25 protein-coding genes are annotated in these 25,253 nt (G+C 52.1%); 20 read left to right on the plus strand and 5 right to left on the minus strand.

What is annotated here, in order from left to right:
• Nucleotides 1–93: 93 nt before the first annotated feature.
• Nucleotides 94–639 carry a gamma carbonic anhydrase family protein gene (locus JJD41_RS11780; protein WP_200666084.1) on the minus strand — a complete coding sequence of 182 codons (546 nt, stop codon included), beginning with the start codon at nt 637–639 and terminating at the stop codon, nt 94–96.
• A gap of 132 nt (nt 640–771) precedes the next feature.
• Here JJD41_RS11780 and JJD41_RS11785 point away from each other — a divergent pair, with 132 nt between their 5' ends.
• The 7 genes from JJD41_RS11785 to map all read left to right on the plus strand — a co-directional run bounded on the left by JJD41_RS11785 (nt 772) and on the right by map (nt 6,666).
• Nucleotides 772–1,584: an RNA-guided endonuclease InsQ/TnpB family protein gene (locus JJD41_RS11785; RefSeq protein ID WP_200666086.1), complete on the plus strand. Its 813-nt coding sequence runs from the start codon at nt 772–774 to the stop codon at nt 1,582–1,584.
• 65 nt (nt 1,585–1,649) lie between these two features.
• The gene (locus tag JJD41_RS11790) at nt 1,650–2,162 is read left to right on the plus strand and encodes a TIGR02652 family protein (RefSeq protein ID WP_168567367.1); all 513 of its coding nucleotides are present in this window, start codon (nt 1,650–1,652) and stop codon (nt 2,160–2,162) included.
• A gap of 139 nt (nt 2,163–2,301) precedes the next feature.
• Nucleotides 2,302–2,748 (plus strand): VOC family protein, encoded by a 447-nt coding sequence (locus tag JJD41_RS11795; protein ID WP_200666088.1) that lies wholly within the window; start codon nt 2,302–2,304, stop codon nt 2,746–2,748.
• An 81-nt stretch (nt 2,749–2,829) separates the two neighbouring features.
• Complete coding sequence (locus JJD41_RS11800; protein ID WP_200666090.1) at nt 2,830–3,585, plus strand: sulfite exporter TauE/SafE family protein; 756 nt, start codon at nt 2,830–2,832, stop codon at nt 3,583–3,585.
• 74 nt (nt 3,586–3,659) lie between these two features.
• A complete protein-coding gene (locus JJD41_RS11805; RefSeq protein WP_370583794.1) occupies nt 3,660–4,199 on the plus strand; it encodes a plastocyanin/azurin family copper-binding protein in 540 nt (179 codons plus the stop codon).
• A 935-nt stretch (nt 4,200–5,134) separates the two neighbouring features.
• Entirely contained in the window at nt 5,135–5,575 is a 441-nt protein-coding gene (locus tag JJD41_RS11810) for a response regulator (protein ID WP_200666092.1), read from the plus strand.
• A gap of 266 nt (nt 5,576–5,841) precedes the next feature.
• The gene (gene map / locus JJD41_RS11815) at nt 5,842–6,666 is read left to right on the plus strand and encodes a type I methionyl aminopeptidase (RefSeq protein WP_200666094.1); all 825 of its coding nucleotides are present in this window, start codon (nt 5,842–5,844) and stop codon (nt 6,664–6,666) included.
• A gap of 77 nt (nt 6,667–6,743) precedes the next feature.
• Here map and JJD41_RS11820 read toward each other — a convergent pair whose 3' ends face one another.
• Both JJD41_RS11820 and JJD41_RS11825 read right to left on the minus strand, forming a co-directional pair.
• Nucleotides 6,744–7,271 carry a hypothetical protein gene (locus JJD41_RS11820; protein WP_200666096.1) on the minus strand — a complete coding sequence of 176 codons (528 nt, stop codon included), beginning with the start codon at nt 7,269–7,271 and terminating at the stop codon, nt 6,744–6,746.
• 250 nt (nt 7,272–7,521) lie between these two features.
• Complete coding sequence (locus JJD41_RS11825; protein WP_200666098.1) at nt 7,522–8,109, minus strand: NADPH-dependent FMN reductase; 588 nt, start codon at nt 8,107–8,109, stop codon at nt 7,522–7,524.
• A gap of 294 nt (nt 8,110–8,403) precedes the next feature.
• On the opposite strand from JJD41_RS11825, the gene JJD41_RS11830 reads away from it, so the two are divergent.
• From JJD41_RS11830 to JJD41_RS11875, 10 genes are all read left to right on the plus strand, one after another.
• Nucleotides 8,404–11,658, plus strand: coding sequence for an efflux RND transporter permease subunit (locus JJD41_RS11830; RefSeq protein ID WP_200666100.1), 3,255 nt, complete (start codon nt 8,404–8,406; stop codon nt 11,656–11,658).
• Between the two features lie 397 nt (nt 11,659–12,055).
• Nucleotides 12,056–13,897: a WD40 repeat domain-containing protein gene (locus tag JJD41_RS11835; RefSeq protein ID WP_200666102.1), complete on the plus strand. Its 1,842-nt coding sequence runs from the start codon at nt 12,056–12,058 to the stop codon at nt 13,895–13,897.
• A 56-nt stretch (nt 13,898–13,953) separates the two neighbouring features.
• Nucleotides 13,954–15,360, plus strand: a complete 1,407-nt coding sequence (gene atpD, locus JJD41_RS11840) for a F0F1 ATP synthase subunit beta (protein ID WP_370583796.1) — start codon at nt 13,954–13,956, stop codon at nt 15,358–15,360.
• 74 nt (nt 15,361–15,434) lie between these two features.
• A complete protein-coding gene (locus tag JJD41_RS11845; protein ID WP_200666104.1) occupies nt 15,435–15,833 on the plus strand; it encodes a F0F1 ATP synthase subunit epsilon in 399 nt (132 codons plus the stop codon).
• Between the two features lie 268 nt (nt 15,834–16,101).
• The gene (locus JJD41_RS11850; RefSeq protein WP_168567356.1) at nt 16,102–16,404 is read left to right on the plus strand and encodes an AtpZ/AtpI family protein; all 303 of its coding nucleotides are present in this window, start codon (nt 16,102–16,104) and stop codon (nt 16,402–16,404) included.
• 33 nt (nt 16,405–16,437) lie between these two features.
• Nucleotides 16,438–16,749: an ATP synthase subunit I gene (locus JJD41_RS11855; protein ID WP_200666106.1), complete on the plus strand. Its 312-nt coding sequence runs from the start codon at nt 16,438–16,440 to the stop codon at nt 16,747–16,749.
• A 176-nt stretch (nt 16,750–16,925) separates the two neighbouring features.
• Nucleotides 16,926–17,606 carry a F0F1 ATP synthase subunit A gene (locus JJD41_RS11860; protein ID WP_200666108.1) on the plus strand — a complete coding sequence of 227 codons (681 nt, stop codon included), beginning with the start codon at nt 16,926–16,928 and terminating at the stop codon, nt 17,604–17,606.
• 101 nt (nt 17,607–17,707) lie between these two features.
• The gene (locus JJD41_RS11865) at nt 17,708–17,986 is read left to right on the plus strand and encodes a F0F1 ATP synthase subunit C (RefSeq protein WP_200666110.1); all 279 of its coding nucleotides are present in this window, start codon (nt 17,708–17,710) and stop codon (nt 17,984–17,986) included.
• A 3-nt stretch (nt 17,987–17,989) separates the two neighbouring features.
• Nucleotides 17,990–18,757 carry a F0F1 ATP synthase subunit B family protein gene (locus tag JJD41_RS11870; protein ID WP_200666112.1) on the plus strand — a complete coding sequence of 256 codons (768 nt, stop codon included), beginning with the start codon at nt 17,990–17,992 and terminating at the stop codon, nt 18,755–18,757.
• 26 nt (nt 18,758–18,783) lie between these two features.
• A complete protein-coding gene (locus JJD41_RS11875) occupies nt 18,784–19,638 on the plus strand; it encodes a beta/alpha barrel domain-containing protein (protein ID WP_200666114.1) in 855 nt (284 codons plus the stop codon).
• 11 nt (nt 19,639–19,649) lie between these two features.
• Here JJD41_RS11875 and JJD41_RS11880 read toward each other — a convergent pair whose 3' ends face one another.
• Nucleotides 19,650–20,498, minus strand: a complete 849-nt coding sequence (locus JJD41_RS11880; protein WP_200667267.1) for a hypothetical protein — start codon at nt 20,496–20,498, stop codon at nt 19,650–19,652.
• Nucleotides 20,499–20,753: 255 nt separating this feature from the next.
• Between JJD41_RS11880 and JJD41_RS11885 the strand changes: the two genes are divergently transcribed.
• Nucleotides 20,754–21,737, plus strand: a complete 984-nt coding sequence (locus tag JJD41_RS11885; protein ID WP_200666116.1) for a M48 family metallopeptidase — start codon at nt 20,754–20,756, stop codon at nt 21,735–21,737.
• Nucleotides 21,738–21,963: 226 nt separating this feature from the next.
• Nucleotides 21,964–23,481: a hypothetical protein gene (locus tag JJD41_RS11890; protein WP_234488600.1), complete on the plus strand. Its 1,518-nt coding sequence runs from the start codon at nt 21,964–21,966 to the stop codon at nt 23,479–23,481.
• Nucleotides 23,482–23,583: 102 nt separating this feature from the next.
• On the opposite strand, the gene JJD41_RS11895 is transcribed toward JJD41_RS11890, so the two are convergent.
• Nucleotides 23,584–24,186 (minus strand): hypothetical protein, encoded by a 603-nt coding sequence (locus tag JJD41_RS11895; RefSeq protein ID WP_200666118.1) that lies wholly within the window; start codon nt 24,184–24,186, stop codon nt 23,584–23,586.
• 323 nt (nt 24,187–24,509) lie between these two features.
• Here JJD41_RS11895 and JJD41_RS11900 point away from each other — a divergent pair, with 323 nt between their 5' ends.
• Nucleotides 24,510–25,130, plus strand: a complete 621-nt coding sequence (locus JJD41_RS11900) for a L,D-transpeptidase (RefSeq protein WP_200666120.1) — start codon at nt 24,510–24,512, stop codon at nt 25,128–25,130.
• Nucleotides 25,131–25,253: the final 123 nt, after the last annotated feature.

Here is a 25,253-nt window from a genome sequence, read left to right on the forward strand (position 1 = left end):
GGAGTAGGCAAAAAGGTAAAGTTCACAATTCCTCCCACCACGGTGGGACATTCATCCAACCCGCCTCCCTCCTCCCCATCTAAACTCTAAAATCTAAAATCCCAAATCCGTTCCCTTCCCCGCGTGAACTAATGCCAACTTCTCATACTTGCGTGCGTGTTCGATTAACTCGTTCGCTTCCTCCTGGGAGACCTCGCGAACTCGCTTGGCGGGAACGCCGACCACCAGAGAAAATGGCGGCACGTCCTTGGTGACGATCGCCCCCGCCCCCACAATACTGCCGCGCCCCACTCGAACTCGATTGAGGACGATCGCCCCCATGCCGATCGTACAACCTTGCTCGATATAGGCACTGTGAATCACCGCCCGGTGACCGACGGTGACATCCGCTTCTAAAATTGTCGGTTCGCCGGGATCCCCGTGCAGAACCGCCCCATCTTGAATATTCGTGCGATCGCCGATGACGATTTTATCTACATCCCCACGCAACACCGCCGAATACCAAATACTCGCCCCTTCGCCCACTTCCACCACCCCCACCACCGTTGCATTCGGCGCCACAAATGCGGCACGGGACAGATCGGGAGGCGCCCAAAAATTACCGGGGGCCGATGAAATCGATTGGTTGACATCGCTCACGAGAGTTCCCTGGTCTATTAGAATGAACTGCAACAGCCGAATTAACCTAGTTATCGTTCAAAACTGGGTTTAAGACCTCGCCCTTACAGGGTGACTTTATGCTATAATATACAGCATAATACCTAGAACACCATGCACGTTTTAGAGTTTAAAATTCGAGGAAAACCTTGGCAATGCCAAGCGATTGACGAGGCCATACGGACAACACAGTTTGTTCGGAATAAATGCTTGCCTTATTGGATGGACAACAAAGGGGTTAATAAGTACGACCTCAACAAACATTGTCGGGTATTCGCTCAAGAATATCCTTTCGCTCAAAAGTTAAACTCTCAAGCTAGGCAATCTGCTGCCGAACGTGCATGGGCGGCGATCGCTCGATTTTTCGAGAATGCTAAAAAAGGGATTCCTGGTAAAAAGTTTTGTATTGATATTGAGGTCAAACTTAATTCTCAACCGACAGGAAAAGCCATGGAGTTAGAGGTAGGACTGAAAGAGTTTTATACAGACTCTAACGATCGCAGCGAACCCAATCCTCGTTTTTACAATGAAAGCGAGCAACGGTTGAACTTAAATCAATGTTTGGCCAAGCCGATTAATGATGCAGGTTGGTATCGATCCAGAAAATGCTTGGAGTATTTCGGGCAGAAGCTCGGCAAGGTAACAATTGCTGTTGACCCTGCTTTTACGTCCCAACAATGCTTCAGTTGCGGTACAAAAGTGCAAAAAATCCTATCCACTCGCACCCACGTTTGCGCTGGTGGAGGTGAAATGAATAGGGATTGGAATGCTGCAATCAATATTCTGAAACGAGTCTTGAGTACGCAAGGGCATTGCGGAACTTGGGTTGTAAACCCGAACGCTTCTGGAGATTTGACCGCTACTGTGGCTGGAGTCATCCTGTCCGAGCAAGTCGAATCGTCGAAGGAAGAATCCCCTCACCTTTAGGTAGGGGAATGTCAAAATAAAATCAATCTCCGGCAGAGTCCAAACATGTTGGCACCGATTGGCACATGATTGATATCGCCTCGCAATATCCCATTTTCGGCCCTGAGATTCAGTGTCCCCATTGTCGTCAAACCATTTCGGCGCTGACCTTAACCGATACCTATCTCTGTTCTCGACACGGTGCATTTGAAGCGAACCCCGAAACTGGGGAGCTGATACACCTGCAATCCGGGCGTCATTGGCGCCGTTGGAATAACGAATGGTATCGCCAGCACACCCATCCCGACGGCATCCGTTTTGAGATCCACGAAGCACTCGACCGACTCTATACCCAAGGCTACCGCGCGACCCGAGTGGTGATCGCCCAACGCTACGAGCCTTTAATCGGGGCGTATTTGGAGCGCAGCACGCCGTGGAGAGGGCAATCGAATGACTCGCCTCTGCCCCGTCTTTACGGTCTTCCGGTCGAATTCAGTCCCGATCCCAAAGAGGAACCCCGTTGGGAAGTGATTAATTTCGATCTCGAAAAAGAACCCGGCGTTCCGATTCGTTATCCTTATTTTCGATTATTTGAATGAAGGGGGAAGGAGTGAGAAAAAGGGAGGAGGAAAGAGGCGAAAGGGACTGGGGAAGGAGAAGAAAACGATGAGTTGCTTCATATAAACTCAACTCTTTCAATCTAAAATCTAAAATCTAAAATCTAAAATCTAAAATTCCATGCATCACGCTTCCATCCGCACGGCAGATATTCACGGCGCGATCGCCTTTTACGAAAAACTAGGTTTTCAAGTTTGCGATCGCTTTACTGCAGGAATTACCCTGGCGTGTTGGATGGAAGGGTTGGGGGGTCGGATCGAGTTAATCCAAGTCCCGCAACCGCGATCGGCGCCGGATGCGTTTGGAGACGAGCATTACACCGGGTATTACCATCTCTCCTTTGATTTGACCGAAACCACCGAAGATTTAGAGCAGTGGTTGGAGGAGTTAAAAGCGCGTTTCGATCGCCCCGCCACGGAGGACGATGGCACGGACTCCCCTCTGAAAGTCCTACTCGAACCGACTCAGCAAGTTATCGGCGATCGCGTTTACGAAGTCACGTTTATCGCCGATTCCGACGGACTCCCCCTCGAATTTATCCGCTCGATCGGCCCGATGCAAGGCTGAGTTGCGGCGATCGCTTTTTTTCCACCCACGACCCGGTACCATCGAGGATAGTTTTTTCAAACTCTACCCTCGATTATCTTCATGCTGAGTTTGTATTTATTTGCCGTTCTCGGTTTCGTGGGAAGCGGTCACTGCATCGGAATGTGTGGCCCGTTCGTGATGAGCTACACCCGTCCCGGTCGCAATCGGTGGTATTCCCACGTGCTGTACGGGTTGGGGCGATCGACGACTTACGCCTTGATGGGATTGATTGTCAGCAGTTTCGGACAAGTCTTGCAAGGTTGGCTGGGGTTGCGGGCCAGTTTACTCGTTTTAGCGGGGATCGTAATGATTTACCTGGCGTTGGGACAGTTGCGCCTGTTGCGAATTAAATTACCTGCGATTCAAAATTGGCGCCCTTATCAGACCAGCCTCGGGCGCCTGTACGCCAGCGATCGCTGGTATCGAACCTATCCATTAGGCACCCTGTTAGGCTTCATTCCTTGCGGGTTGACGGCGATCGCCCTCAGTCTGGCGATGACTCAACCGATCGCGATCGCCACCGTCGGGATGTTCCTGTTCGGTTTGGCCACTCTCCCGGCAATGGTCGGCTTCGGACTGCTGATCCAACGCTTAAAAGTCCCCCGTTTGGAACGCTACATGGCTGGCGTCATGGCGATTTTAGGCGTTTTGACCCTGTGGATGGGAATGCACCGTTTGGGCTGGGTCAGCCCGCCGCCACAAAGTGCCTTACTCATGCGGCTGCACCCGACCAGTCTCCCCGGCGCCCCGAATGGCGGTCACTTGCCCGGACATCCACCCCACCATCAATCGCCGACTCCCCACGGGGATCGCTGAGGCGCTACCCAAGAAATTCTTACTTGAAATGATAGAGTCTTGGAGAACACCCTAGACGAGTCTATCGTATTGCTATGACATTCGTGCAATTGCTCAACTCGTTTTTCGATCGCCGAGTTTCGGCCTTTTTAACTCAAATCCGGCCATTCGGCGCGATCGCCGCGATCGCCGCGTGTGTGGGGCTAATGCTCGGGACTGTCCCCGTGCAAGCCTCGGAATTGTCCGGAGGCGATCGCTTAATTGCCCGCCAACCTTCCACGGAAGTTCGAGTCAGTTTAGGAAATAGCAGCGACGCGCTCAAATTTTTCCCCGACCAGTTCCAATTCGTTGCCGGAAAGCGTTACAAACTGGTTTTAAACAATCCCAGTCCTCAAAAACATTACTTTACCGCCAAAGACTTTGCCGATTCGATTTGGACTCAAAAAGTTGAAGCGGGCAAAGTAGAAGTCAAAGGTGCCATTCACGAATTGGAACTCAAACCCGGCGCCGAAGCTGAATGGATTTTCGTACCCATGAAACCGGGAACTTACCGCTTGCGTTGTACGATTCCCGGACATGCGGAAGCGGGAATGGTCGGCACCATTACCATTAGTAGCGATAGCCAGCAGACGTAAGCAGGTAAAAATCCCTCTCCCTTGCGGAGGGACCATAGCTTTGACCTCATATTTGGCGATCGCCATTGGCGATCCCGTCAGGAACCAGGGAATCTTTACCTTGTTTTAACTAATGTTTGTTGTCATGGCTTTTTTCAAAGGTTTCAAAGGGAACTTACCCCGATTGCCAAGCTCGCTCCTAATTGTTCGCTTTGGGAAACATGGGCGATCGCACTGGATTCGATGGGCGAACTCCGGAGGTTAATGGAAATTCCCCCAACCCACTCCCCTTTGAAAATACAGCTTTTGAGGTTGATTGAGACTCGAACAAATTGGCGCCATCTTTTATTTTAGCTGCTGAAAATGTGACCGAAATCGCACCTCAGTCGGGGACGGGAGTTCTACACTAGAAATAGAAATGCGATCGCGCGATCGCCGACATTGCATTGATGACTGCCTAGGGTTGCAGCTCCTCGATTTCGGTCCGTTTCCGCTTTCAGCTTGATGCGACCGACCCGTCAACTGAAGCTCACCGCAATCACCGACAGACTCCATTCAGATTCAAATCGTTTTTCCCCCACAAAACGATCTCGATCTGCTCCCATATCCGAACCGAGGGAGGAATGAAACCCACACTCATCGATCGTCTGACGCGGACTTAGCACTCACCGCATTTTAACCCCTATGTTGGCGAGTTTAGGTGCGATCCTCACAGCGCTGAGTGAAACGCCACAAATCGCCATCCCATCGATCTTTGAGGTCAATTCCAGCCACTTTTTTCGCAGAAGGCCGATGTCAGGTAGCGTCAATTAAGTCAATTAATTCATTTTATGGTGAACTTACTTCACCGCTTTGGTGTCCGAAATTGTAGGGTTAATACTGGATAGGTCGGCCCTCCAGTGGATTCGCAAAAATTCAATCGTTCGCAGTTCCGACTGCTCTAGACCAACACCAACATGACACCTATAGATGTAACCAAAAATATTCTCTTAGTTGAGGATCAACTCAGCCATCAAGATTTAATTCTTGAAGCTTTAGAAGAAAGTCACTTCCAACCTCAAGTTCATATCGTTAAGAATGGCGAGGAAGCTTTAGACTTCCTTTATTGTAAAAATAACCATGCCAAATCTCCCCGACCGGATTTGATCTTACTGGATCTCAATCTTCCGAAAATGGACGGTCGGGAATTGCTTTCTATTGTCAAGCAAGATTCTCAACTTCAACTGATTCCCATCGTTGTTTTTACGACTTCAACGGCGGAAGTAGACGTGATTAAAAGTTATTCTCTCCATGCGAATTGCTACATTACCAAGCCTTCGGATTTAGATAAATTTTTTAATTGCGTCCGGGCGATCGTCGAGTTTTGGCTGATGATTGTCACTCCTCCGCCGCAATAACAGCGACGCTTTCCGAAGCACGAACGGGCGCCGTTAATGCCTCGGTCGGGGTGGGTAAGTGCAAGCAAATCTGTTAAGTTAGTCAAAGGATTCAACTTCGATGTAGTTGCTATTGTCAACCCCGCCACCTCTGGCTGAGTTACAACGGGGTCAATCCTTGCAGGAAGGCGCGATCGCACTGTCCTCCAGATGCCGCACTCCCCTACGAGCGTGGCCGACACTTAACTCTGTAAAAATACTCCATACCTCCACCAGGCAATCAGCCCATGAATATTTTAGGAAATCTGCTTCCCCAACCGTCCGCTCAACCTCGGAAAAGACAGCGACGCACGATCGAACTCAAGTCAAAACGCGAAATCGAAATCATGCGTCAATCGGCCAAAATTGTCGCCACCGTTCTTAAAGAAATTTCTGAAATGGTCGAACCCGGGATGACGACGGCGGACTTGGACGCTCATGCAGAGAAGCGCATTCGCGAAATGGGCGCCACGCCGAGCTTTAAGGGGTATCACGGATTTCCCGCCTCCATTTGTTCGAGTATTAACAATGAGGTGGTTCACGGAATTCCTAATAAGAAAAAAGTTATTTGTGAGGGCGATGTCCTCAAAGTCGATACGGGCGCTTACTATCAAGGATTTCACGGCGACTCGTGCATTACGATCGCCGTAGGAGAAGTTACCCCGGACGCCGCCGACTTGATTCGCGTCGCCGAAGAAGCGCTTTACGCCGGAATCGAACAGGTGAAAGCTGGAAACTACTTGCTCGATATTGCCGGGGCGATCGAAGATCGGGTCAAAGCAGGTGGCTTTAGCGTCGTCGAAGATTTCACCGGACACGGGGTCGGTCGCAATCTACACGAAGAACCTTCTGTCTTTAACTTCCGCACCCGCGAAATGCCTAACGTTAAATTGCGCGCCGGAATGACGTTGGCGATCGAACCGATTGTCAATGCCGGATCGAAATTTACCCGCATTTTAAAAGATAAGTGGACCGCCGTAACCGTCGATAATTCCCTTTCCGCTCAATTCGAGCATACGGTGTTGGTCACTGAAGACGGTTACGAAATTTTAACCGATCGCTCCAAGGTCTAATTTCTCTTCATTGTCAATAACAGCCTCCTGCCCTTCACAGGAGGCTCGTTCGTTCGGTTTTAGCGTTCTTGTTCGCCTTACAAAATTAAAGCCGTTCCGACGATTTTCGCCACCCTCACCGTCGGTTCGATCAGTCGTTCCACTCCCTTCAATCCCTTTTCTAAGGCGGCGATCGCCTCCTCGATTAAATCTTTATCCGGTTCCGGTCGGTTCAGTTCCTGCTCGACCACCGAAATCGCCCCTTGACCGATGGTTTTTTGCAGCTTATTCAACTCGCTGGCGCGATCGACCTCCGTTTTAAGCATTTTCAGTAATGCCAGCGCTTCTTGCAAGTCTCCTCCCTCACCCGTCGCCTGAATTTGGGTTTGACTTTTATCTAAATCGATCGCCCCTTCCGCCGAAAATTGCCCGATATCGACCTCACTGCGATCGCCAATTGTAAAATTCCCAAAAGATTGCGATTGCTGAGTCTGCGCTTGTAAGGAAGTATTCGGAATCCCCCCACCCCCTAAAATCGGCTCTAACCGTGCTTTCAGTGCGATTTTGTCCTCCGGTTCGAGATTTTTGACGATCTCAACGACCTCATCGATTGTATATTTAGGCATATTTTGTATTTATCCTCATTTATTCAGCTCAATTGATTGGTTTCAAAAACTAACGATTACTATGAAGCTGTCGAGCATTTAAATTGCGTGTCCGAGAGCGACCAAGTATTCCTGAGTGCAGCCGAAGGATGCTCTCTCTCCCAGGATGCTTAAATTTATTCCCCATCTAAATCTGGCGAACAGCTTATTTTTTTAAGATCGTGAGGATCGTGTCGATTGTGACCGACACGATCGCCTATGGTTTCGAGAATTAGCCGTTTAACTTAGCCGTAACTGTGGCTAACTTACGTCCCAATTCTTTGACCGCTTCTTGTTGGTCTGGATCTTTCAAATTCCCCTCATTATCGAAGATGTCGTAAGCATTCGGTAGGGTTTTTTGTTCCGGCAAAACTACAACGCCGATATTGCTGAGAATCGATCGCACGTGTACCAGTCCGCGCAATCCTCCCAATCCTCCGGGAGAGGTACTCATTAATACGGCAACTTTGCCTTTAAAACAGGTCAGGGCTAAAGGGGGTTCCCCAGGTTCGGAACGAGACGCCCAATCGATCGCATTTTTCAGCAAGGGCGTAATCGAACTGTTGTATTCTGGAGACGCAATTAAAAAGCCTTGATGCTCTTTCATCAACGCTTTGAGTTTGAGTGCGTTTTCCGGTAACCCCTCGCGTTCCTCTAAATCTTGGTCGTACAGGGGCAGGGGTAAATCGCGAAAGTCGATATAGGTGACCTCGGCGCCTGCTTCTTTGGCTCCTGTAGCGGCGATGGTGACCAATTTTTTATGGAAGGAAGCTTCTCGCGCGCTTCCCGCAAAAGCAAGAATTTTTGCTGGGTGACTCATCTGTTAATCCTGGGTGAACAAAGGAGAGAGGATGGGTTGAAGCGAATCAATTCGCTGATTTCTGGCTACTTTAGTCATAGGGCGATCTTATTGTATTGGGGAAAGGGAAGGGAAAATCAGAGGTCGGGCGTCCAGTAGTTGGCGAGTCGTTGGCGACGTCTCCCAGAGTTACCCGCTCAATCTAGAATCTAAAATCTAAAATCAATTGACGGGAGGGGGGAACTCAAATACAATTAATCACTATATAGTTGTTTAATATTTTAAACGAGACTGCCATTTAGCCGAGGGATTGCCATGTCTACGCCTCACTCAGATACTGCTGTCGTCCCGGAACCGGAACCGAAACGGGGGATTATCGGGCAAATCACGGCGTATTTTATCAATTCTCAAGTCACGGTGCTGGCGATCGCCGCCGTGGTAATTTTCGGACTAGCGGCGGTGATTTTGACGCCGAAGGAAGAAAACCCACAAATCGTGGTTCCGGCGGCGGATATCTTTTTGCGCTATCCCGGCGCCCCGGCTGAAGTGGTCGAGAAAACGCTGACGACCCCCGTAGAAGCGAAGATTCGGGAACTCACGGGGGTCGAACATATTTATTCAGTATCGCAGAATTCCGGGTCGAAGGTAACGGTGCAGTTTTTCGTGGGGGAAGACTGGGAAGATTCGTTATTCAAACTGCAAAATCACTTATATAACTGGCAAGATATTTTTCCGCCGGGGACGACGTATTTAGTCAAACCCGTGATTATCGACGACGTCCCGATCGTGACCCTGACGGTGACCGGGAAAGATTACACGGACAATCAGTTGCGACGGGTGGGGGAACGGCTGTTAGAGGATTTACGCAGCATTCCGAATACGGCGAATTTGACGATCGCGGGAGGACAACCGCGCACGATTCGCGTCGATTTAGACCCCGATCGCCTCGCCAGTTATCGCCTGTCCCCGGCGGCGATCGCCCAACGCTTGCAAGGGGAGAACGTACAGCTTCCCGCCGGAGATCTGGCAATCGGAGACAATCGCTTATTTATCGAAGGCGGTAGCCTGTTCGAGTCGGCGGACGACCTCAAAGAAACGATCGTCGGCTTTGGCGAAAACCGATCGCCGATCTACCTGCGCGACGTAGCGGTCGTCAGCGATGATTTCGGCGATCGCACCACCTATTCGCGCATTCATACCCGGGAAGATTGGGACGTCTCTAACCCTTACCCCGATCGCGACTTGCAGCCGACCGAACCATTTGCAGAACAAAACGCGATTACGATCGGCATCGCCAAGAAAAAAGGCACCAACGCGGTGACCGTAGCCAAACAAATTTTCGACCGGATCGACGAATTAAAAGCCGACTTACCCAGTGGCGTCGAAATCGCCGTGACTCGTAACGACGGACGCACCGCAGCGCGCGCCGTCGGCGACCTGTACACCAGCTTGTTTCAGGCGATCGCGATCGTCGTTGCCTTGCTGGTAATCTTTCTCGGGTGGCGCGAAGCCTCGATCGTCGCCTTCGTCATTCCCCTGACCTTAGCCGGAACCCTTGCCGTCGGCTGGATCGCGGGACAGACGATCAACCGAATTACCCTGTTTGCCTTGATTCTCGTCCTGGGAACCTTGGTAGACGACGCGATCGCCGTCACCGAGAACATCCACCGCCGCTTCGAACTGCGTCCGGGGATGAACTTCAACGAAAAAATGGAAGAGGCGATCGACGCCGTCAGCGAACTTGGCGCCCCAGTCATCCTCTCCACGATTACCGTGATCCTCGCCTTCATTCCCATGCGCTTCGTCACCGGGATGATGGGGCCGTACATGGCGCCGATGCCGTTCAACCTCCCGGTCGCCATGCTGATCAGCACCTTCATGGCGCTGACCGTAACCCCGTTTCTCGCCTTGCGCTGGATTAAATTAAAAGCGAATCACCACGAACCGCCGCCGTTGGAAGAAACCGCAACCTATCGCTGGTATCGGCGCCTTCTCGAACCCTTGCTCGATTCGGCGACACGCCGCCGTTTCTTTATCCTATTTATCGTCGGCATTCTCTTAGCGACCTTTAGTTTGCCCTTAACCCAGGCGGTGCAGTTTCGGATGTTGCCGAAAGCCGACAAAGACCGCTTTTTGATTCAAGTAGACATGCCTTTGGGGACCGAACTGGTGCAAACCGATCGCGTCGTCCGCGAAATGGAAACGGTGTTGCAAGACGACCCCGCCGTGACCAACTTCGAGACCTATGTCGGCATCGGGTCGCCCGTCGATTTTAACGGCTTGTTGCGCGGGTCGAGCGATCGCACCGGGGAACATTATGCAGATATTCGGGTGCATTTAACTAACTCGGACGCGCGCAAAGAGACCTCAGAAGACGTGGTATTCCGCTTGCGCGAACCGTTGAGCGAAATTGCCCGCAATCATAACGGGATTGTTAAATTAGTCGAAGATCCCCCCGGACCGCCCGTGAGATCGACCATGTTAGCCGAATTGTACGGACCGGATTATCCGACGTTGCGATCGCTGGCGAAAGACGTGCGCGAGGTGTTCGCCGAAACCGATGAAGTCGTCGATATCGACGATTCCGTTAAAAATCAGATGCCGCAAGTCGAGTTAGCCGTCGATCGCCAAAAAGTGAATCAGGCGGGACTGACGACCCAGGAAATTGCCCAAACGTTGAATATGGCGATCGCCGGGGCCAACGTATCGACCCTCAAAGTTCCCGGCGAACTCACTCCCGTCGCGATTCAAGTGCGGTTTGCAGAAAAACACCGTCAGGCGATCGAAGATTTGGCCCGCATCCAAATTCCCACCGCCGCCGGGGAATTAGTTCCCCTGACGGAATTGGTCCAGTTTACGCCGACGACGGTGGACGAACCGATTTTCCATAAAGATCAGCGTCCCGTCGCCTACGTCATGGGAGAAATGGGCGATCGCTCCAGCGTTTACGCGGTCATCGACCAGTTAATTTATTTTTGGAAAAACCCCCTTCCCGAGGGCTATTCCATTAACTGGGACGGGGAATGGAAACTGACCCTAGACGTGTTCCGCGATTTGGGGTTGGCGATGTTAGTGGCGGTGATGTTGATTTATTTTATTTTGGTCGGTCAATTCGGCAGTTTTAAAATTCCCCTGATTATTTTAGGGAGTATTCCCCTGGCGTTGATCGGGATTTTAATTGGTTTTTCGCTCAATGGCGTTTATTTTAGTGCCACGGCGATGATCGGCGTGATTGCTTTGGCGGGAATTGTGGTGCGTAATGCGATCGTTTTGTTGGAGTTTGTGGGAGAGAAATTAAAAGAAGAAGGAACTGATTTAAAACTGGCCATTCTCGAAGCAGGCGCCGTTCGGTTTCGTCCGATTTTATTGACGAGCGTAACGACGATGTTGGGAACGCTTTCAATTTTGAGCGATCCGGTGTGGTCGGGATTGGCCTGGACCTTACTTTGCGGGATGTTAACCTCTTCGTTTTTAACGTTGGTCGCGATCCCGTTGATGTATTACGGCGATCGCCTCGGACATTTGAAAGCGAAAAAATATGAGGCAAAATCTCTAGCATTAGAAAGTTGAGCGCGCTCTTTAGGCCGTCGAGACGCCGGGAAATTAGGGCGTTTGTGGAGGAAGGAGAAACGAAAGAGAACGGCGATCGCCAAGGGTCTCCCCAGGAGAATCCCCCCCGAGTTTAAAAAGCAGGCTAAAGGGTTTTCATTCACAAATTAAGAAAACCTTTAAATTCCTTATGTGAGCCTTTGTTGATGGTTCAATAAGAGGTAGATCGACACTTATCGATGGCGGTAAATTAATAACATCGATAATTGCGATCGAACCAAAGGGGGATCGCCTCTAAACTTGAAGTCCCTTAGAAACTCCTCGGGTTGCGATCGCCGTGCCACCAGCCATCGCACTCCAGGCGATCGAATGTTCCGAGTCTGAGTAACTTCAGGCTCGCTCGCGTGAGGTTCAGGCCATGTTCAAACCGACTGCAGACCCGATCGCGTCTCCCGCCACCGCTTCCAAACCGACGTTAAAACCGTCCGGGGGAGAATTGTGTCACACCCTCCAGGGGCATTCCCTGGCCGTCACTGCCGTAGCGCCGACCCCGGACGGCAAACGGGTCGTGTCCACCTCCGACGATCGCACGATCAAAGTTTGGAACCTGGAAACCGGGGAATCGCTACATACCCTCACGGGTCACCAAGACTGGGTGCGAACCCTGACGGTCACCCCCGACGGCAAACGGGCGATCTCCGGTTCCGACGATCGCACCCTCAAAGTTTGGAATTTGGAAACCGGAGAAGCACTGCACACCCTCACGGGTCACCAAGACTGGGTGCGCGCCGTAACCGTCACCCCCGACGGACGGCACTTGATTTCCGGTTCCTCCGACAAAACGATTAAAATCTGGGATCTCGACAAGGGGAAAGAACTGCACACCCTCGCCGGACATTCCGGCGCCGTGCGCGCTTTAGTCGTGACGCCGGACAACAAGCGCCTGATTTCCGCCTCCTTCGACAGCACCCTCAAAGTTTGGGATTTCCACAAGCGCAAACTACTGTTTACCCTCACCGGACATACGGACACGGTGCGGACTGTCGGCGTCACCCCCGACGGCAAAACGGCGTTTTCCGGGGCGCAAGACGGCACGATTAAAGTGTGGGATCTCGACAAACGCAAATTGCGCTACAGTATTCCCGCCCACGAAGGCACGGTACGGGCCGTGGTTTTGAGTCGAGACGGGCGCCAGATGATTTCCAGTTCCGACGACCACACTTTAAAACTGTGGGATCTGGAGACGGGGAACAAGCTATTTACCCTGACCGGACATCACGACGTGGTGCGGACCGTGGCGATCGTCCCCGAGAGCGATCGCGTCATTTCCGGTTCGGCGGATCGCACGTTAAAAATTTGGACGTTGAAACCGGGAACGGCGTTAGTTTTGTTGACCCGTCACGGCGATCGCGTCATGGAAGTCGCCTGTACCCCGGATGGTAAGCGCGTCGTCTCGGCGTCGTTCGATAAAACCTTGCACGTGTCCGACCTCGAAACCGGGGAAAAACTGTTAACCCTCGCCGGACATACGAAAGAAGTACAGGCGATCGCCCTCACCCCGGACGGGAAACGGGCGATTTCCGGCGGACGCGACTGCAAGATCAAAATCTGGGACTTGAACACCGGGAAAGAACTCGCCACCTTAACGGGACATCAAGCTTGGATCCGCGCCCTATCCGTGACCCCGGACGGCAAATACTTGATTTCCGGGTCGTTCGACCACCTGGTCAAAGTCTGGGATTTAGCGACGGGAACTGAGTTGAGAAGTCTCAAAGGTCATCAAAGTTCGGTGCAAGCCGTCGCCGTGACCCCAGATAGCAAATATGCGATTTCCACCTCGGTAGATAAAACGGTGAAAATCTGGGAAATCGAGACCGGAGAGCTGTTTTTAACCCTTTACGGTCATCAAGGCACGGTGCGCCCCGCGATCGCCACCCCAGACGGACAGTGGGTGATTTCCGGTTCCACGGACCAGACGATCAAAGTGTGGGAGTTGGAAACGGGTAAAAATCTGTTTACACTCACCGGACACCAGGGACGTGTCCGGGGATTGTCGGTCAGTCCCGACGGTAAACGCCTGGTTTCCGCCTCGGAAGACCACACGTTAAAACTGTGGGATTTGGAAAGTCGGGAACTACTGGCGAGTTTTACCGGGGCCGATGCCTTGTGGTGCTGCGAGTTTGCGGCGGATGGCGATACGATCTTGGCCGGGGAACGGTCGGGACGAGTGCATCGCTTGAAATTGATTCACCCGGATTAGGCGGGCAATTCTCCTGCCCGGATGTTCCGAGATCGTGCCTTGAGGAGGTTTCGGTCGTGAAAGTTGAAGAGGAACCCGCAACCGTCGCCACGGCGGTGAATTGGGGAACGGTATGCAGCGTGCGTGGCAGCATTATCGAGGCTCACTTTGACGAAAGTCTGCCCCCGATTTATACCAAGCTGGTCGCCGGAGAAGACCGCGCGATCGCCATCGAGGTCTTGGCCCATTTAGACCCGCATACGGTGCAGGGCGTGGCATTAACCCCGGTACGCGGTCTGGCCCGGGGCGAGGCGATCGCCGATACCGCACATCCCTTGCAAGTCCCCGTAGGCGATCGCCTCCTCGGACGCATGGTCAACGTGTTCGGCGAGGCGATCGATCGCGGCGAACCGATCCTCGGCGGCGAATGGCGATCGCTCCATCAAGCCCCCGTTCCCCTCACCGGACAGGCGACGGGTTCGGAAATTCTCACCACCGGAATTAAGGCGATCGACGTTCTGGCCCCCCTCGAACGCGGCGGCAAAGCCGGACTGTTCGGCGGCGCCGGAGTCGGCAAAACCGTGTTAATTACCGAAACCATCCACAACACGATCGCCCAACACGAAGGCGTCAGCCTCTTTTGTGGGATCGGCGAACGCTGTCGCGAAGCCGAAGAACTCTATCGCGAAATGCAAGACGCCGGAGTCCTCGATCGAACCGTGATGGTCTTCGGTCAGATGAACGAGTCTCCCGGCGCCCGCTTCCGCGTCGGTCACGCCGCCCTCACCATCGCCGAATATTTCCGCGACGACGCCAAACAAGATGTTCTGTTACTCATCGATAATATCTTTCGCTTCGTCCAAGCCGGACAAGAAATGTCCGGTCTGATGGGACATTTGCCTTCTCGCGTCGGCTACCAACCCACCCTCGCCACCGAACTCGCCGAATTAGAAGAGCGCATTTGTAACACCTCCTCCGGCGCCATCACCTCCATTCAAGCCGTTTACGTCCCCGCCGACGACTTCACCGACCCCGCCGCCGTCCATACCTTCGCCCACCTCTCCGCGTCGATCGTCCTGTCGCGCAAACGGGCCAGCGAGGGCCTCTATCCCGCAGTGGATCCGTTGCAATCCGGCTCGAAAATGCTGGCGCCCCACGTGGTCGGCGATCGCCACTATCAAATTGCCAAAGCGATTCGTTCGACTTTGGCGAATTATGAGGAGTTGAAAGATATTATTGCCATGCTCGGCATTGAAGAATTATCTCAAGAAGATCGCCAAATTGTCTATCGCGCCCGACGCCTGGAACGGTTTTTAACTCAACCGTTTTTTTCTACCCAACAGTTTACAGGCAAACCGGGCCGTTTGGTGTCTTTAGAGGATGCTTTGGACGGGTGCGATCGCATCCTCAACGATGAGTTTTCTAACTATCCGGAAAGTGCGCTATATGCGATCGGAAGTATTGATGAAGCCAAGGAAGTTTAGAGTTTAGATTGTACATGGGATTTGGGAGTAGGAAATCGGAGATGGATTGTATTTGAGAATGGGACGGGCGATCGATGGAATTTAAAATCTTATTGCCGACAGAAATATTAATCGAAACTTCAGTTCAAAAAATCATTGCTGAAGCCGAAAACGGCTATTTTACTTTACTTCCCAACCACATCGATTGTGTCACCGCTTTGGTTCCGGGGATTCTAACATTTTTTACCTCTTTGACTTCCGACTCGGACAAACAATCGATCGCCGTTGATGGCGGGATTTTAGTCAAGTGCGATCGCCAGGTCTGGCTGTCAACCCGAAATGCAGTCAGTAGCAAAGATTTAAACAGCTTGCGTCAAACCGTCGATGAGGAGTTCAAACGCCTAGACGAACAACAGAAAAAAGCCCGTTGCGCGATCGCCCGTCTGGAAGCAACAATTTTACGCCAATTTATGGCACTGGAAAAGGGATTGTAGATTTTAGATTTTTGGTTATCTTGGTTTTAATTTTATTGGTGAAGATTGTTTTATTTTTTCTCAGTAGACCTCACTCAAGTTTTTCTTTATTTATTCTTGACTTATTCATTGCTTAAAATATTAATTTCCTAGAAGTGCGAAGGATGCCTGCATCACAAATTCCTCAGCTTTGTCTTTTTTTTATTTCTATTTGCTTTTAGCTTTTATCTAGCTGACACTCAGGAAACATATCTCTTTTATCAACTCATTGAAATAAGGAAAGCTTACCATGAATCACGATCGCGATCGCCCGGAACCTTGGCAAGAATTTCGCGATACTGTCGATAAAAAAGCTAGGCGAAAATTAGCAGCCCGCCGCGATCGCTATCGCAGTATTTGGTATGGATTGGGAATGTATGGTTTAGTCGGTTGGTCTGTTGTTATTCCCGCTTTACTGGGAATTGCGGCGGGGATTTGGATCGATACTCATTTTCCCAGTCCCTATTCTTGGACGTTGATGGGATTATTTATTGGCATTGTTTTAGGCTGTTTGACGGCGTGGTATTGGATCGAAAAAGAACGTCAAGGATAAATGATTTGAACTGATTTAAAATCGGGGGATGGAATGTTATCTACAACTGATTTAGTCTGGAGTATGGCGATCGCGATCGTGGGAGGACTGGCTTTCGGTGGGTTCTATTTTGGGGCGTTGTGGTGGACGATTGGCTATCTGAGAAAGACCCGTCATCCTTATCTGTTTCTCGTCTGTAGTTTTTTGATTCGATTTAGTTTTGTAGGTATTGCTTTTTATCTCCTCATCGGCGATCGCTGGGAACGAATTTTCCCCGGTTTGTTGGGATTTATCGTGATGCGAACGATTTTAGTTCGTCATTTGAGTAAACCTCAATTGATTTCAGTTTCTAAAAGTTATCGATAACCCAGACTGTCTTAAGCAGGTCAGACCGAGCGATCGGATCTGGGGAAATAGGGAATCGATCCCCCACTAGGTAACGAAGAGAATTAAAAATTTTATCGACAGGAAGATTCGTTAATTTTTTAAAACAAAAACCGATCGCTTCTCTTGTTTCGCATACAATAAGAACACGGCAAAAAATGAAACTCACTCCCGATCAAATTTCATACTGGCATTGGGGACCGATCGACCTCAATGCAACCTTAGTATTTACCTGGTTGGTGATGGCGGCGATCGCGATTGTGGCGAGTTCGATCTCTCGTAAACTTTCGAGTTCTACGGACTTATCCGACGGACAAAACTTACTCGAAGCGATCGTCGAAATCGTCAGCCAACAAATTCGCGAAGTGGCGCAACAACCCGCCGAACCTTTTTTGCCGTTTGTCGGAACGTTATTCTTATTTATTGCGGTTTCTAATGTTCTGGCGATCGTTCCGGGATATTATCCGCCAACGGCTTCTCTTTACACGACTTCGGCGTTAGCAACTTGCGTATTTTTTGCCGTTCCAATTTATGGAATCTGGCAACAAGGAATTGGCGGGTATTTCAAACATTATTTAGAACCGACGCCGTTGATGTTACCGTTTAATATTATTTCCGATTTTTCGCGGACTTTGGCGTTGGCGGTGCGCTTGTTCGGCAATATGTTAAGCGGTCAGTTAATTGTCGGCTTGTTAATTTCGCTGACGCCGTTATTTTTCCCAATCGTGATGCAAGCGTTTGGGTTGCTGACTGGGTTAATTCAAGCTTATATTTTTGCGATTTTGGCGATCGTTTATATTGCTTCGGGGATGGAGATAAGCGATCGAGGGGAACGGTGAACGATCGTATTTTTTTTATAAAAGGTTAATAAAATGGGGAATTATTTCGTTTTTACCAGTCATGGTTCGAGCGAAATTATTAACAGTAACTCGGTAAAACAATGGATAATTTAACTTTGGTGGCAATGAGTTCGATCGTGACGGCGGGACTGACCATCGGGATTGGGGCGATCGGTCCGGCGTTGGGGGAAGGGCGCGCCTTGGCCCAGGCGTTAACTGCGTTGGCGCAGCAACCGGACGAGGCGAATAATATTACCAGAACTTTGTTTGTGGGGTTGGCGTTGGTGGAATCGACGGGAATTTATTGTTTGGTGATTTCGTTAATTTTGCTGTTTGCCAATCCGTATTGGAATTATTTTATTAAGTTGGGAGGGGGCTAAATTGTGGAGATTAATTGGTTTACCTTTTTCGCTCAAATTATTAATTTTTTAATTTTAATTGCCTTGTTGAGGCGCTTTTTGTACGGACCGATCGCGCGGGTGATGGCCGATCGCAAGCAAAAAGTGAAAAATCGGTTGCAAGAAGCCGATAGTAAAATGCACGAAGCGATCGCCGAAGCGGACCGTTATCGGGAGAAACATCGACAATTGGACGCGCAACGGGAAGAACTCTTAAAAGAGGCGCGAGAACGAGCGCAAGAAGAGCGCAAAATGCTATTACAAAAGCTGCGCGAGGAGGTAGAGACCAGTCAATCTCGCTGGTACGAGGCGATCGCCGCCGAACGAGAGGCATTTCTCGACGACTTGCGGCGACGGACTACAGAACAAGTCTGGGCGATCGCCCGCCAAGTGTTAAGAGATCTAGCCGACGCGCGCCTCGAAGAACAAGCGATCCGGGTCTTTCTCGATCGCCTGCCAACCAGCGACCGAACGGCCCTACAAGCGGCGATCGCCGAAGGAAACGGGCAGATCGCGATCGGCTGCGCCTTCGAGCTTTCTGCAGACCGACGGCAGGCGATCGCCGACTACCTGCATCGAGAACTCGACGCGGAGGCGACGGTAGAATTTTACCTTTTACCCGAATCGATCTGCGGTATCCACCTACACGCCGGGGGGCGAGAATTGAGCTGGAGTGTGGGTCATTACTTGCAAACCTTAGAAGAAACGATCGCCTCCGCGATCGCCCCCGAACCCGAAAAAGCCTTGAACTGAATGGCGATCGATGGTGAGAAACAGTCATGATAGTGCCGACCCCTACCCCCCCCAAACCGATTTGGTTCGATACGACCTTGCGCGACGGCGCCCTGATGCCCGGTGTCAGTTTCAGCATCCACGAGAAAGTACGGATTGCCAGCTTACTCGACGCGATCGGCGTTGACGCGATCGAAGTCGGCTATCCGGGACGCTACCCCCACGATCGCGAGGCGATCGCCGCCGTCGCCGGGGAAGTCGAACGGGCTACAGTTTGCGCCTTGGCGGGGGACGATCGCGCTCAAATCGAAGCGGTCGCCGAGGCGATCGCCCCGGCGAAACGGGGGCGCATTCATACCTACACCAACGTCAACTTACCCGATCGCCGTCGCGAACGAGCCACCCTCGACGCGATCGAGCGCAGCATTTCCTTAGCACGCCATTACTGCAGCGATATTCAATGGAGTGCGTTCGACGCCACCCGCGCCGATCCGGACTTTCTCGACCGGGCGATCGCCACCGCGATCGCCGCCGGGGCGAAGACGGTCAACCTGCCCGATAGTTTGGGAATCGCCACCCCAGAAGCCTTTCGGCAATTCTTAGCCGCGATCGCCGCTCGCCACGGGCCAAATCAGGGCGCTATTTTCTCCGTCCACTGTCACGACGACCTCGGTCACGCGACCGACAACGCGATCGTCGCCTTGGAAATGGGCGCGAGACAATTAGAATGCGCGATCGAAGGCTTGGGGGCCCGCAAAGGCAATACCGATTTACGTCAACTCGTCTATCGGGTCCGAGATCGTTTCCCCGAGGCGATCGATCTCAACCTCGACCTGCTCGAACAAACCTGCGAATTCGTGCGGGCGATCGTCCGGCGAACCCCTTCGCGACCGCGATCGTAAACGGCGATCGTCTATTGTTCCGGAAACTTCTGCGCTTCTTCCTGCGCCGTCTCGCTGTAGCGACGATATAACTCCGTGCGGTTTTGCGCCGTCTCGTAGCGGGGATGGTCCGCCGAAACCGACGCCATCAAATCCGATGCCTGCTGCCACTTCGCCGCAATCACCAACCAATCCGAACGAGTTTCCGCCTGTTTCCCCTCCGCCGAAGCCTGTTCCGCGAGGCGAACCGCCCGTGCAAAGGCATCGGGGGCTTCCACGTCCGGCGAAGCGGTGACGTCCGGTTGGGGCGACTCGGCAGGTTGACCCCGAAACTGCTCGAACCATTGCGTTTGAGAAACAATCGCAAACGCCAACAGCAAGAACAAACTTGCCGCAATTCCGCCGACAATCCCGCGCTGAAACTGGCGCCGTTCCCGTAACTGGCGTTCCGAGGGGGTTTTTCGCAAGCCGGACTTCGACCGGGAGGCGCGATCGATCTGGAGATCTTCGACAAAACGGCGCAGGATATTCGGTTTTTTGAGCGTAATTTCTTCAGACCACAGCAGTTGATTTTCCGGATCGCGGCTGATTTCTTCCAACCACAGTAACTGCTGTTCGCGCACCAGACGACTGTTAATATTGACGCGGCGGATATTGCGCGGGGCGAGGGATTCGAGCAGGGTACGAATGCGATCGACCAGGAGCGAGCGATCGAGGCGATCGGCACTGACCGCTTCGCACAGCAGTTGCAGGACGCCATCGGCTAATACCGCCCGAGTGCGGACGCCGGAAGTCGCCAGTTTCTCGTTGAGGACTTGAATGATCGCCGCGACGCTGCCCTGGCGAGCTTGCCTCGCGATATCGTCCATCGGATCTACCATGTTCTGCTCGATCGTTTGAAGAGGTTTCAAGTCTGGCTGTTGCAATTATACGGTTTGGGGTTGGCAATATGTAGGAATATAGCGTATCGGATCGGCGATCGCGAAACCGTTGACTCCCGCAATCCAAATAGGGCAAGCTCTCAACAGCGACGCGGGCCGATTTCCGGCGATCGAGACCCTCAATTCCAACTCCAAACTCTAAAATCTAAAATCTAAAATAGTTACGATCCCAAAGGATCACCTCAATTCGTTAACATGCCTACTTATACCGGAATTTCCAGCGAAGCCTTTCGCCATCCCCTCGATCGCGAAGCGGAGCAAAGTTTGCGTAGTATTCCCGGATTCGATCTGGTCGCCCGTAAATTTATCGAATTTTTAGTCGAACGCCCGCAATACGTGTTTTTGATGGGCAATAGCATTCAAGTCGGACCGCGCCAATATTCGAGTATTTATCGAATTTTTCGCGAATGCGTGCGCGACCTCGACATTTACCCGGAACCGAATTTATTTATTTCCCAAACTCCCCTCGCCAACGCTTACGCTTTGGGTCAGGATTATCCCTACATGGTTTTAAATACCGGGTTGCTCGATTTACTCGAAGAAGACCAACTGCGCGCCACCATCGCCCACGAACTCGGTCATATTAAATGCGGTCACACCACCTTAATGCAAATGGCTACTTGGGCGATTAGCGCTACCTTTTTCCTCGCCGACCTGACGATGGGAATGAGCCGCATTGTCAGTACCAGTTTGGTCTTGGCGTTTTACGAATGGTTGCGTAAAGCCGAACTGTCTGCCGATCGCGCGGCGTTGTTAGTGGTCGATGACTTAAATCCGGTGATGCACACGATGATGCGCATGGCAGGCGGTTCGACCCGCTACGCCCACGAATGCTCTCTCGACGAGTTGGTGCGTCAGTCGGAACGCTACCAACATCTCGACGAGGACGGACTCAATCAGGTTTATAAATTTTTCCTCTATAACAATATTTCCCAAGGGGTGTTTATGACCCATCCGTTTACCGTCGAACGGATTACCTACTTGCGCGATTGGTCCAATTCCAACGAATACGCCCAAATTCGCGCCGGGAACTACCGCCGGGAAGGGTCCCGAGGGTCCGTGGACGTGGAGGCGACGCCTTCCGAAGGGCGATCGCCCCGTGGCGAACGAGTCGAGCAGTTGCGACAAGAAATCGAACGCCTGCAAAATGAGATCGATCGCATTAAATCCGATCGCTGAGGCGATCGCCACTGCGATCGCAGGTCGTTCGCGCGCCTGTCCGAAGCGACCCGGTCGGGATCGGGCGCGATCGAAGATTTCGGAATTGAAATCTCTATCCCCCTTCAGTTTCGCTCGGGACAGGCCCTTGCGCTTTGTTAGAATGAACTTCAGCCAAGATGCCGACCGAATCCAATCTTTTTGGTGGTGGGACACACCGTTACAGCCTGTGGAGTGAGTGTAAGACTTGAAAGACATCGTTCGGAAAAGCAACTGCGAACAACTCCGAAGACAAGGAAGCACGAACCCAAATCGTGAGGTTGGGGAATCGCCGCCCTTCCAGCGCGGCGAGCTTGTCAAGCCTAAAGGGTTCCGTTGGTTCGAGCGGGTGGCGGCGATCGCGGCGATCGCCCTTTGCACCGGGTGTTCGCCGTCGGAAGGCTTCAATGCTGCCGCGTCTACGCCGTCGTTTTTTCAACTCGCCCAAAATGTCGGTTTTCCCAACAGCGCCGATCCGTTTGGGGAGGCGGTTAGTGCGGCGACTCGGGCGGCTAATTTAGCTCAAACCGCCAGTTCGGCGGCCCAATGGGACGAAGTGGCAAAAGCCTGGTTGCAGGCGATTTACTGGATGCAGTCGGTTCCGCCGGAAAGTCCCAAGCGCGCTTTTGCTCAGAAAAAGGTGCAAGAGTACATGCGCTATCTGGCTTACGCCCAACAACAGACGGCGCGCAGTTCTTCGCTGTACTATCCCACGTTTGGTTCGGCGGTTCTCGATACCCAAATCGAACTGTATTTGTCTTATTGGGCGACGATCGGTCGCCCTGACGTCCTCATTGTCGGCAGTTCTCGCGCCTTGCAAGGGGTCGATCCGCAAGCGTTACAACAAGCGCTCGCGGCCCGAGGAAAACCGGGGTTGAAGATTTTTAATTTCAGTATTAACGGCGCGACGGCCCAGGTGGTTAATTTTAAATTGCAAAAACTGCTCGGCCCCGATCGCCTCCCGAAGATGATTCTCTGGGCCGATGGAGTCCGCGCCTTTAATAGCGGTCGGCGCGATCGCACCTATAACGAGATTGTCGCCTCTCCGGGCTATCAATTGCTCGTTTCTGGGGTACGCCCCAGTCTCGGCGAAGCGGTGGCGGACGATCGCCTCGCTACGGCGCTTTCTGAGGATCTGGAACGGTCCGCAAATTTTAAAGGAGACTCGTTGAAAGTAGACGACGGCGCGATCGCCCCGGTCAAACTGGCGTCAGTTGCTCAAGCCCAATTCGTCGAATTTCGCGATCCGGTCGCGGTCGCGACCCTGGCGCGGGCGATTCCCGTGGAACGGGCGATCGACGCCAACGGCTTTCTCAGTGTTCCCACCCGCTTCGACCCGACCCGCTACTATCGCAATTTTCCTCGGGTTCCCGGCGCTTACGACGGCGACTATGCGGGGTTTTATCTCGGCGGATCTCAAGATGCGGCGTTAAAAGCTGTCACCCAATTCGCGCGATCGCGTCGGATCCCGATGACGATCGTCAATCTTCCCGTAACCTGGGACTATCTCGACCCCACCCGGGAATGGCGCGAGGTTCAGTTCCGCCAGTACATGCGTCAAGCCAGTCAACGCGCCTTTCTCTGGCGCGACCTCTCGACCCAAAACCGCTTGATGCGAAACGACTATTTCGCCGATCCCAGTCACCTCAACCGTTACGGGGCCGCCGCCGTCGCCCGCGCTTTGGCTGCCGATGCTTACATTCCCTGGCCCCAACCCGGTTCTTAGTCGGTGCGCGGGAATCTGGGGCGATCGCCGTCCCCTAAAAAAACGATGTCCCCATCTTCAAGGACATCGTTTTTCAGCAATCTTGTTAACAACCTTTCGGCTTTACCAGAGGGCGCGCACGGGTTGAGGCTGTTCGATATTGTTGACCACTTTGCGCTCGTCGGTTTCTAAGGTGACTCGCGTTCCCGGACGCAGCCAAGTTTCGTCACACTGAGCCGGAGTCACGGCATAGCTTTCGATGGTGCCGTCGTTCAAGCGCAGTTGCAAGGTGGTTCCGTCGCACGAAATCACTTCGCCATCGACGCGCATCATCCGAGGGGCGCTCGTCGTCGTGGTCGTTCTCGTGGTCGTCGTGCGGTTCACCGTCGAGTCGTTCGCCATCGTCGGATCGATTACGCGCACTTGAGCGACTCGATCCCCCGTCTCGTCCATCATCACTTCGATGGTCATCCCGGGAAGGATCCCGAGGCGATCGCGCTCGTCTTCGGAGATTTCGACCACCCGCGTTTCGCCGTTCGGCAATTCTAAGGTGACTTGATCGTTGCGAATACTTTGAACCGTACCCCGTACCATTTCGTTCGGCATCATGTCCGTTTGGGCGACGAGTTGCGCTTGACGCCCTTCAACCACGGGACGCGCCATCGCCGGAGCGACCGTAGCGACGCAAAAGGCCAGCGACAGTACGCTACCCGTTAAGACTTTCATGTTTTTAATCCGCATGACATCCTCACTTCAAGATAAACGTTCTGGACAGCTATTCCCCGATCGCGGGCGATCGACAGCTTTCGTATTGCCAATACTGAATCGACGTGGAACCTTGGCAACAGCCTAGTCGTCCCCGCTTCCAGTTGTAATCTATCCAGAGATATAGACTGTTGTCAGAGCAACCCTGTAAATCTTTTGATTTTTTTTGTACTTTTCTTGAGAATCCGGCTTAAACCGGAACCCTGAAAATACTCAGGTATAATACTATCAGGTTTTCTCGAAATAGATTGGAATAGATTGTTAAGGATTAAAAATCATTAAAAATGGTGCGAGGAGAATTTCTATTTCAACGTTGGCTTGGCCTGACTTTTACCGCCCTATTTCTGTTGCTATCGGGGCTAGATTCGGCTCGGGCCGAGACCGATCGCGAGGCGGGCGATCGTCTGGCAACAGCCAATATCCCCCTAACCGATTACAACCCTCAATTACCTCCCCTCGGCGATTATTCAAAATTTATTCCTTTTGAGGAACATTATCGCCGTCCATCTCGTCTCGTTACGACTCGATTGGTGATTAAATTAAGCGAACGTCGCGTTTACGTTTACCGTAACGAAAAAGTCGCCACCAGTTATCCGATCGCCGTCGGAAAAACAGGATGGGAAACGCCGACTGGAAGTTTTCAAGTGATTCAAATGTTACGGGATCCGATTTGGGAACATCCCTGGACTGGGGAACTGGTTTATCCCGGTCCGGACAACCCCTTGGGCGCACGTTGGATCGGCTTCTGGACCGATGGAAAGGACTCGATCGGCTTTCACGGAACCCCCAATGAAAGTTTAATCGGACAGGCTGTTTCTCACGGTTGTATTCGCATGTACAACAAGGATATTTTGAGTTTATACGCTCAAGTTGATGTCGGGACTCCGGTGATTGTGGAACCCTAAGTTAGGGAGTGAGTGGAGCAAAACCAACAGCTAAGAGGCCAGAGGCGATCGGTAAAAGGGAAGTGCGAAAAGTTCTCTGTGGCGGGCATCTTGCCCGCCGTTTTAGGAGTTTCAGGAGTCAAG

This window comes from Oxynema mangrovii CENA135 (genome assembly GCF_016632315.1).
GTDB lineage: Bacteria > Cyanobacteriota > Cyanobacteriia > Cyanobacteriales > Laspinemataceae > Oxynema > Oxynema aestuarii.

What these genes read in the sequence shown, in the direction of transcription:
- JJD41_RS11785 (WP_200666086.1), top strand. Translation starts at nt 772, where the DNA reads ATGCACGTTTTAGAGTTTAAAATTCGAGGAAAACCTTGGCAATGCCAA.
- JJD41_RS11790 (WP_168567367.1), top strand. Translation starts at nt 1,650, where the DNA reads ATGATTGATATCGCCTCGCAATATCCCATTTTCGGCCCTGAGATTCAG.
- JJD41_RS11795 (WP_200666088.1), top strand. Translation starts at nt 2,302, where the DNA reads ATGCATCACGCTTCCATCCGCACGGCAGATATTCACGGCGCGATCGCC.
- JJD41_RS11800 (WP_200666090.1), top strand. Translation starts at nt 2,830, where the DNA reads ATGCTGAGTTTGTATTTATTTGCCGTTCTCGGTTTCGTGGGAAGCGGT.
- JJD41_RS11805 (WP_370583794.1), top strand. Translation starts at nt 3,660, where the DNA reads ATGACATTCGTGCAATTGCTCAACTCGTTTTTCGATCGCCGAGTTTCG.
- JJD41_RS11810 (WP_200666092.1), top strand. Translation starts at nt 5,135, where the DNA reads ATGACACCTATAGATGTAACCAAAAATATTCTCTTAGTTGAGGATCAA.
- map (WP_200666094.1), top strand. Translation starts at nt 5,842, where the DNA reads ATGAATATTTTAGGAAATCTGCTTCCCCAACCGTCCGCTCAACCTCGG.
- JJD41_RS11820 (WP_200666096.1), bottom strand. Translation starts at nt 7,271, where the DNA reads ATGCCTAAATATACAATCGATGAGGTCGTTGAGATCGTCAAAAATCTC.
- JJD41_RS11825 (WP_200666098.1), bottom strand. Translation starts at nt 8,109, where the DNA reads ATGAGTCACCCAGCAAAAATTCTTGCTTTTGCGGGAAGCGCGCGAGAA.
- JJD41_RS11830 (WP_200666100.1), top strand. Translation starts at nt 8,404, where the DNA reads ATGTCTACGCCTCACTCAGATACTGCTGTCGTCCCGGAACCGGAACCG.
- JJD41_RS11835 (WP_200666102.1), top strand. Translation starts at nt 12,056, where the DNA reads ATGTTCAAACCGACTGCAGACCCGATCGCGTCTCCCGCCACCGCTTCC.
- JJD41_RS11845 (WP_200666104.1), top strand. Translation starts at nt 15,435, where the DNA reads ATGGAATTTAAAATCTTATTGCCGACAGAAATATTAATCGAAACTTCA.
- JJD41_RS11850 (WP_168567356.1), top strand. Translation starts at nt 16,102, where the DNA reads ATGAATCACGATCGCGATCGCCCGGAACCTTGGCAAGAATTTCGCGAT.
- JJD41_RS11855 (WP_200666106.1), top strand. Translation starts at nt 16,438, where the DNA reads ATGTTATCTACAACTGATTTAGTCTGGAGTATGGCGATCGCGATCGTG.
- JJD41_RS11860 (WP_200666108.1), top strand. Translation starts at nt 16,926, where the DNA reads ATGAAACTCACTCCCGATCAAATTTCATACTGGCATTGGGGACCGATC.
- JJD41_RS11865 (WP_200666110.1), top strand. Translation starts at nt 17,708, where the DNA reads ATGGATAATTTAACTTTGGTGGCAATGAGTTCGATCGTGACGGCGGGA.
- JJD41_RS11875 (WP_200666114.1), top strand. Translation starts at nt 18,784, where the DNA reads ATGATAGTGCCGACCCCTACCCCCCCCAAACCGATTTGGTTCGATACG.
- JJD41_RS11880 (WP_200667267.1), bottom strand. Translation starts at nt 20,498, where the DNA reads ATGGTAGATCCGATGGACGATATCGCGAGGCAAGCTCGCCAGGGCAGC.
- JJD41_RS11885 (WP_200666116.1), top strand. Translation starts at nt 20,754, where the DNA reads ATGCCTACTTATACCGGAATTTCCAGCGAAGCCTTTCGCCATCCCCTC.
- JJD41_RS11895 (WP_200666118.1), bottom strand. Translation starts at nt 24,186, where the DNA reads ATGAAAGTCTTAACGGGTAGCGTACTGTCGCTGGCCTTTTGCGTCGCT.
- JJD41_RS11900 (WP_200666120.1), top strand. Translation starts at nt 24,510, where the DNA reads ATGGTGCGAGGAGAATTTCTATTTCAACGTTGGCTTGGCCTGACTTTT.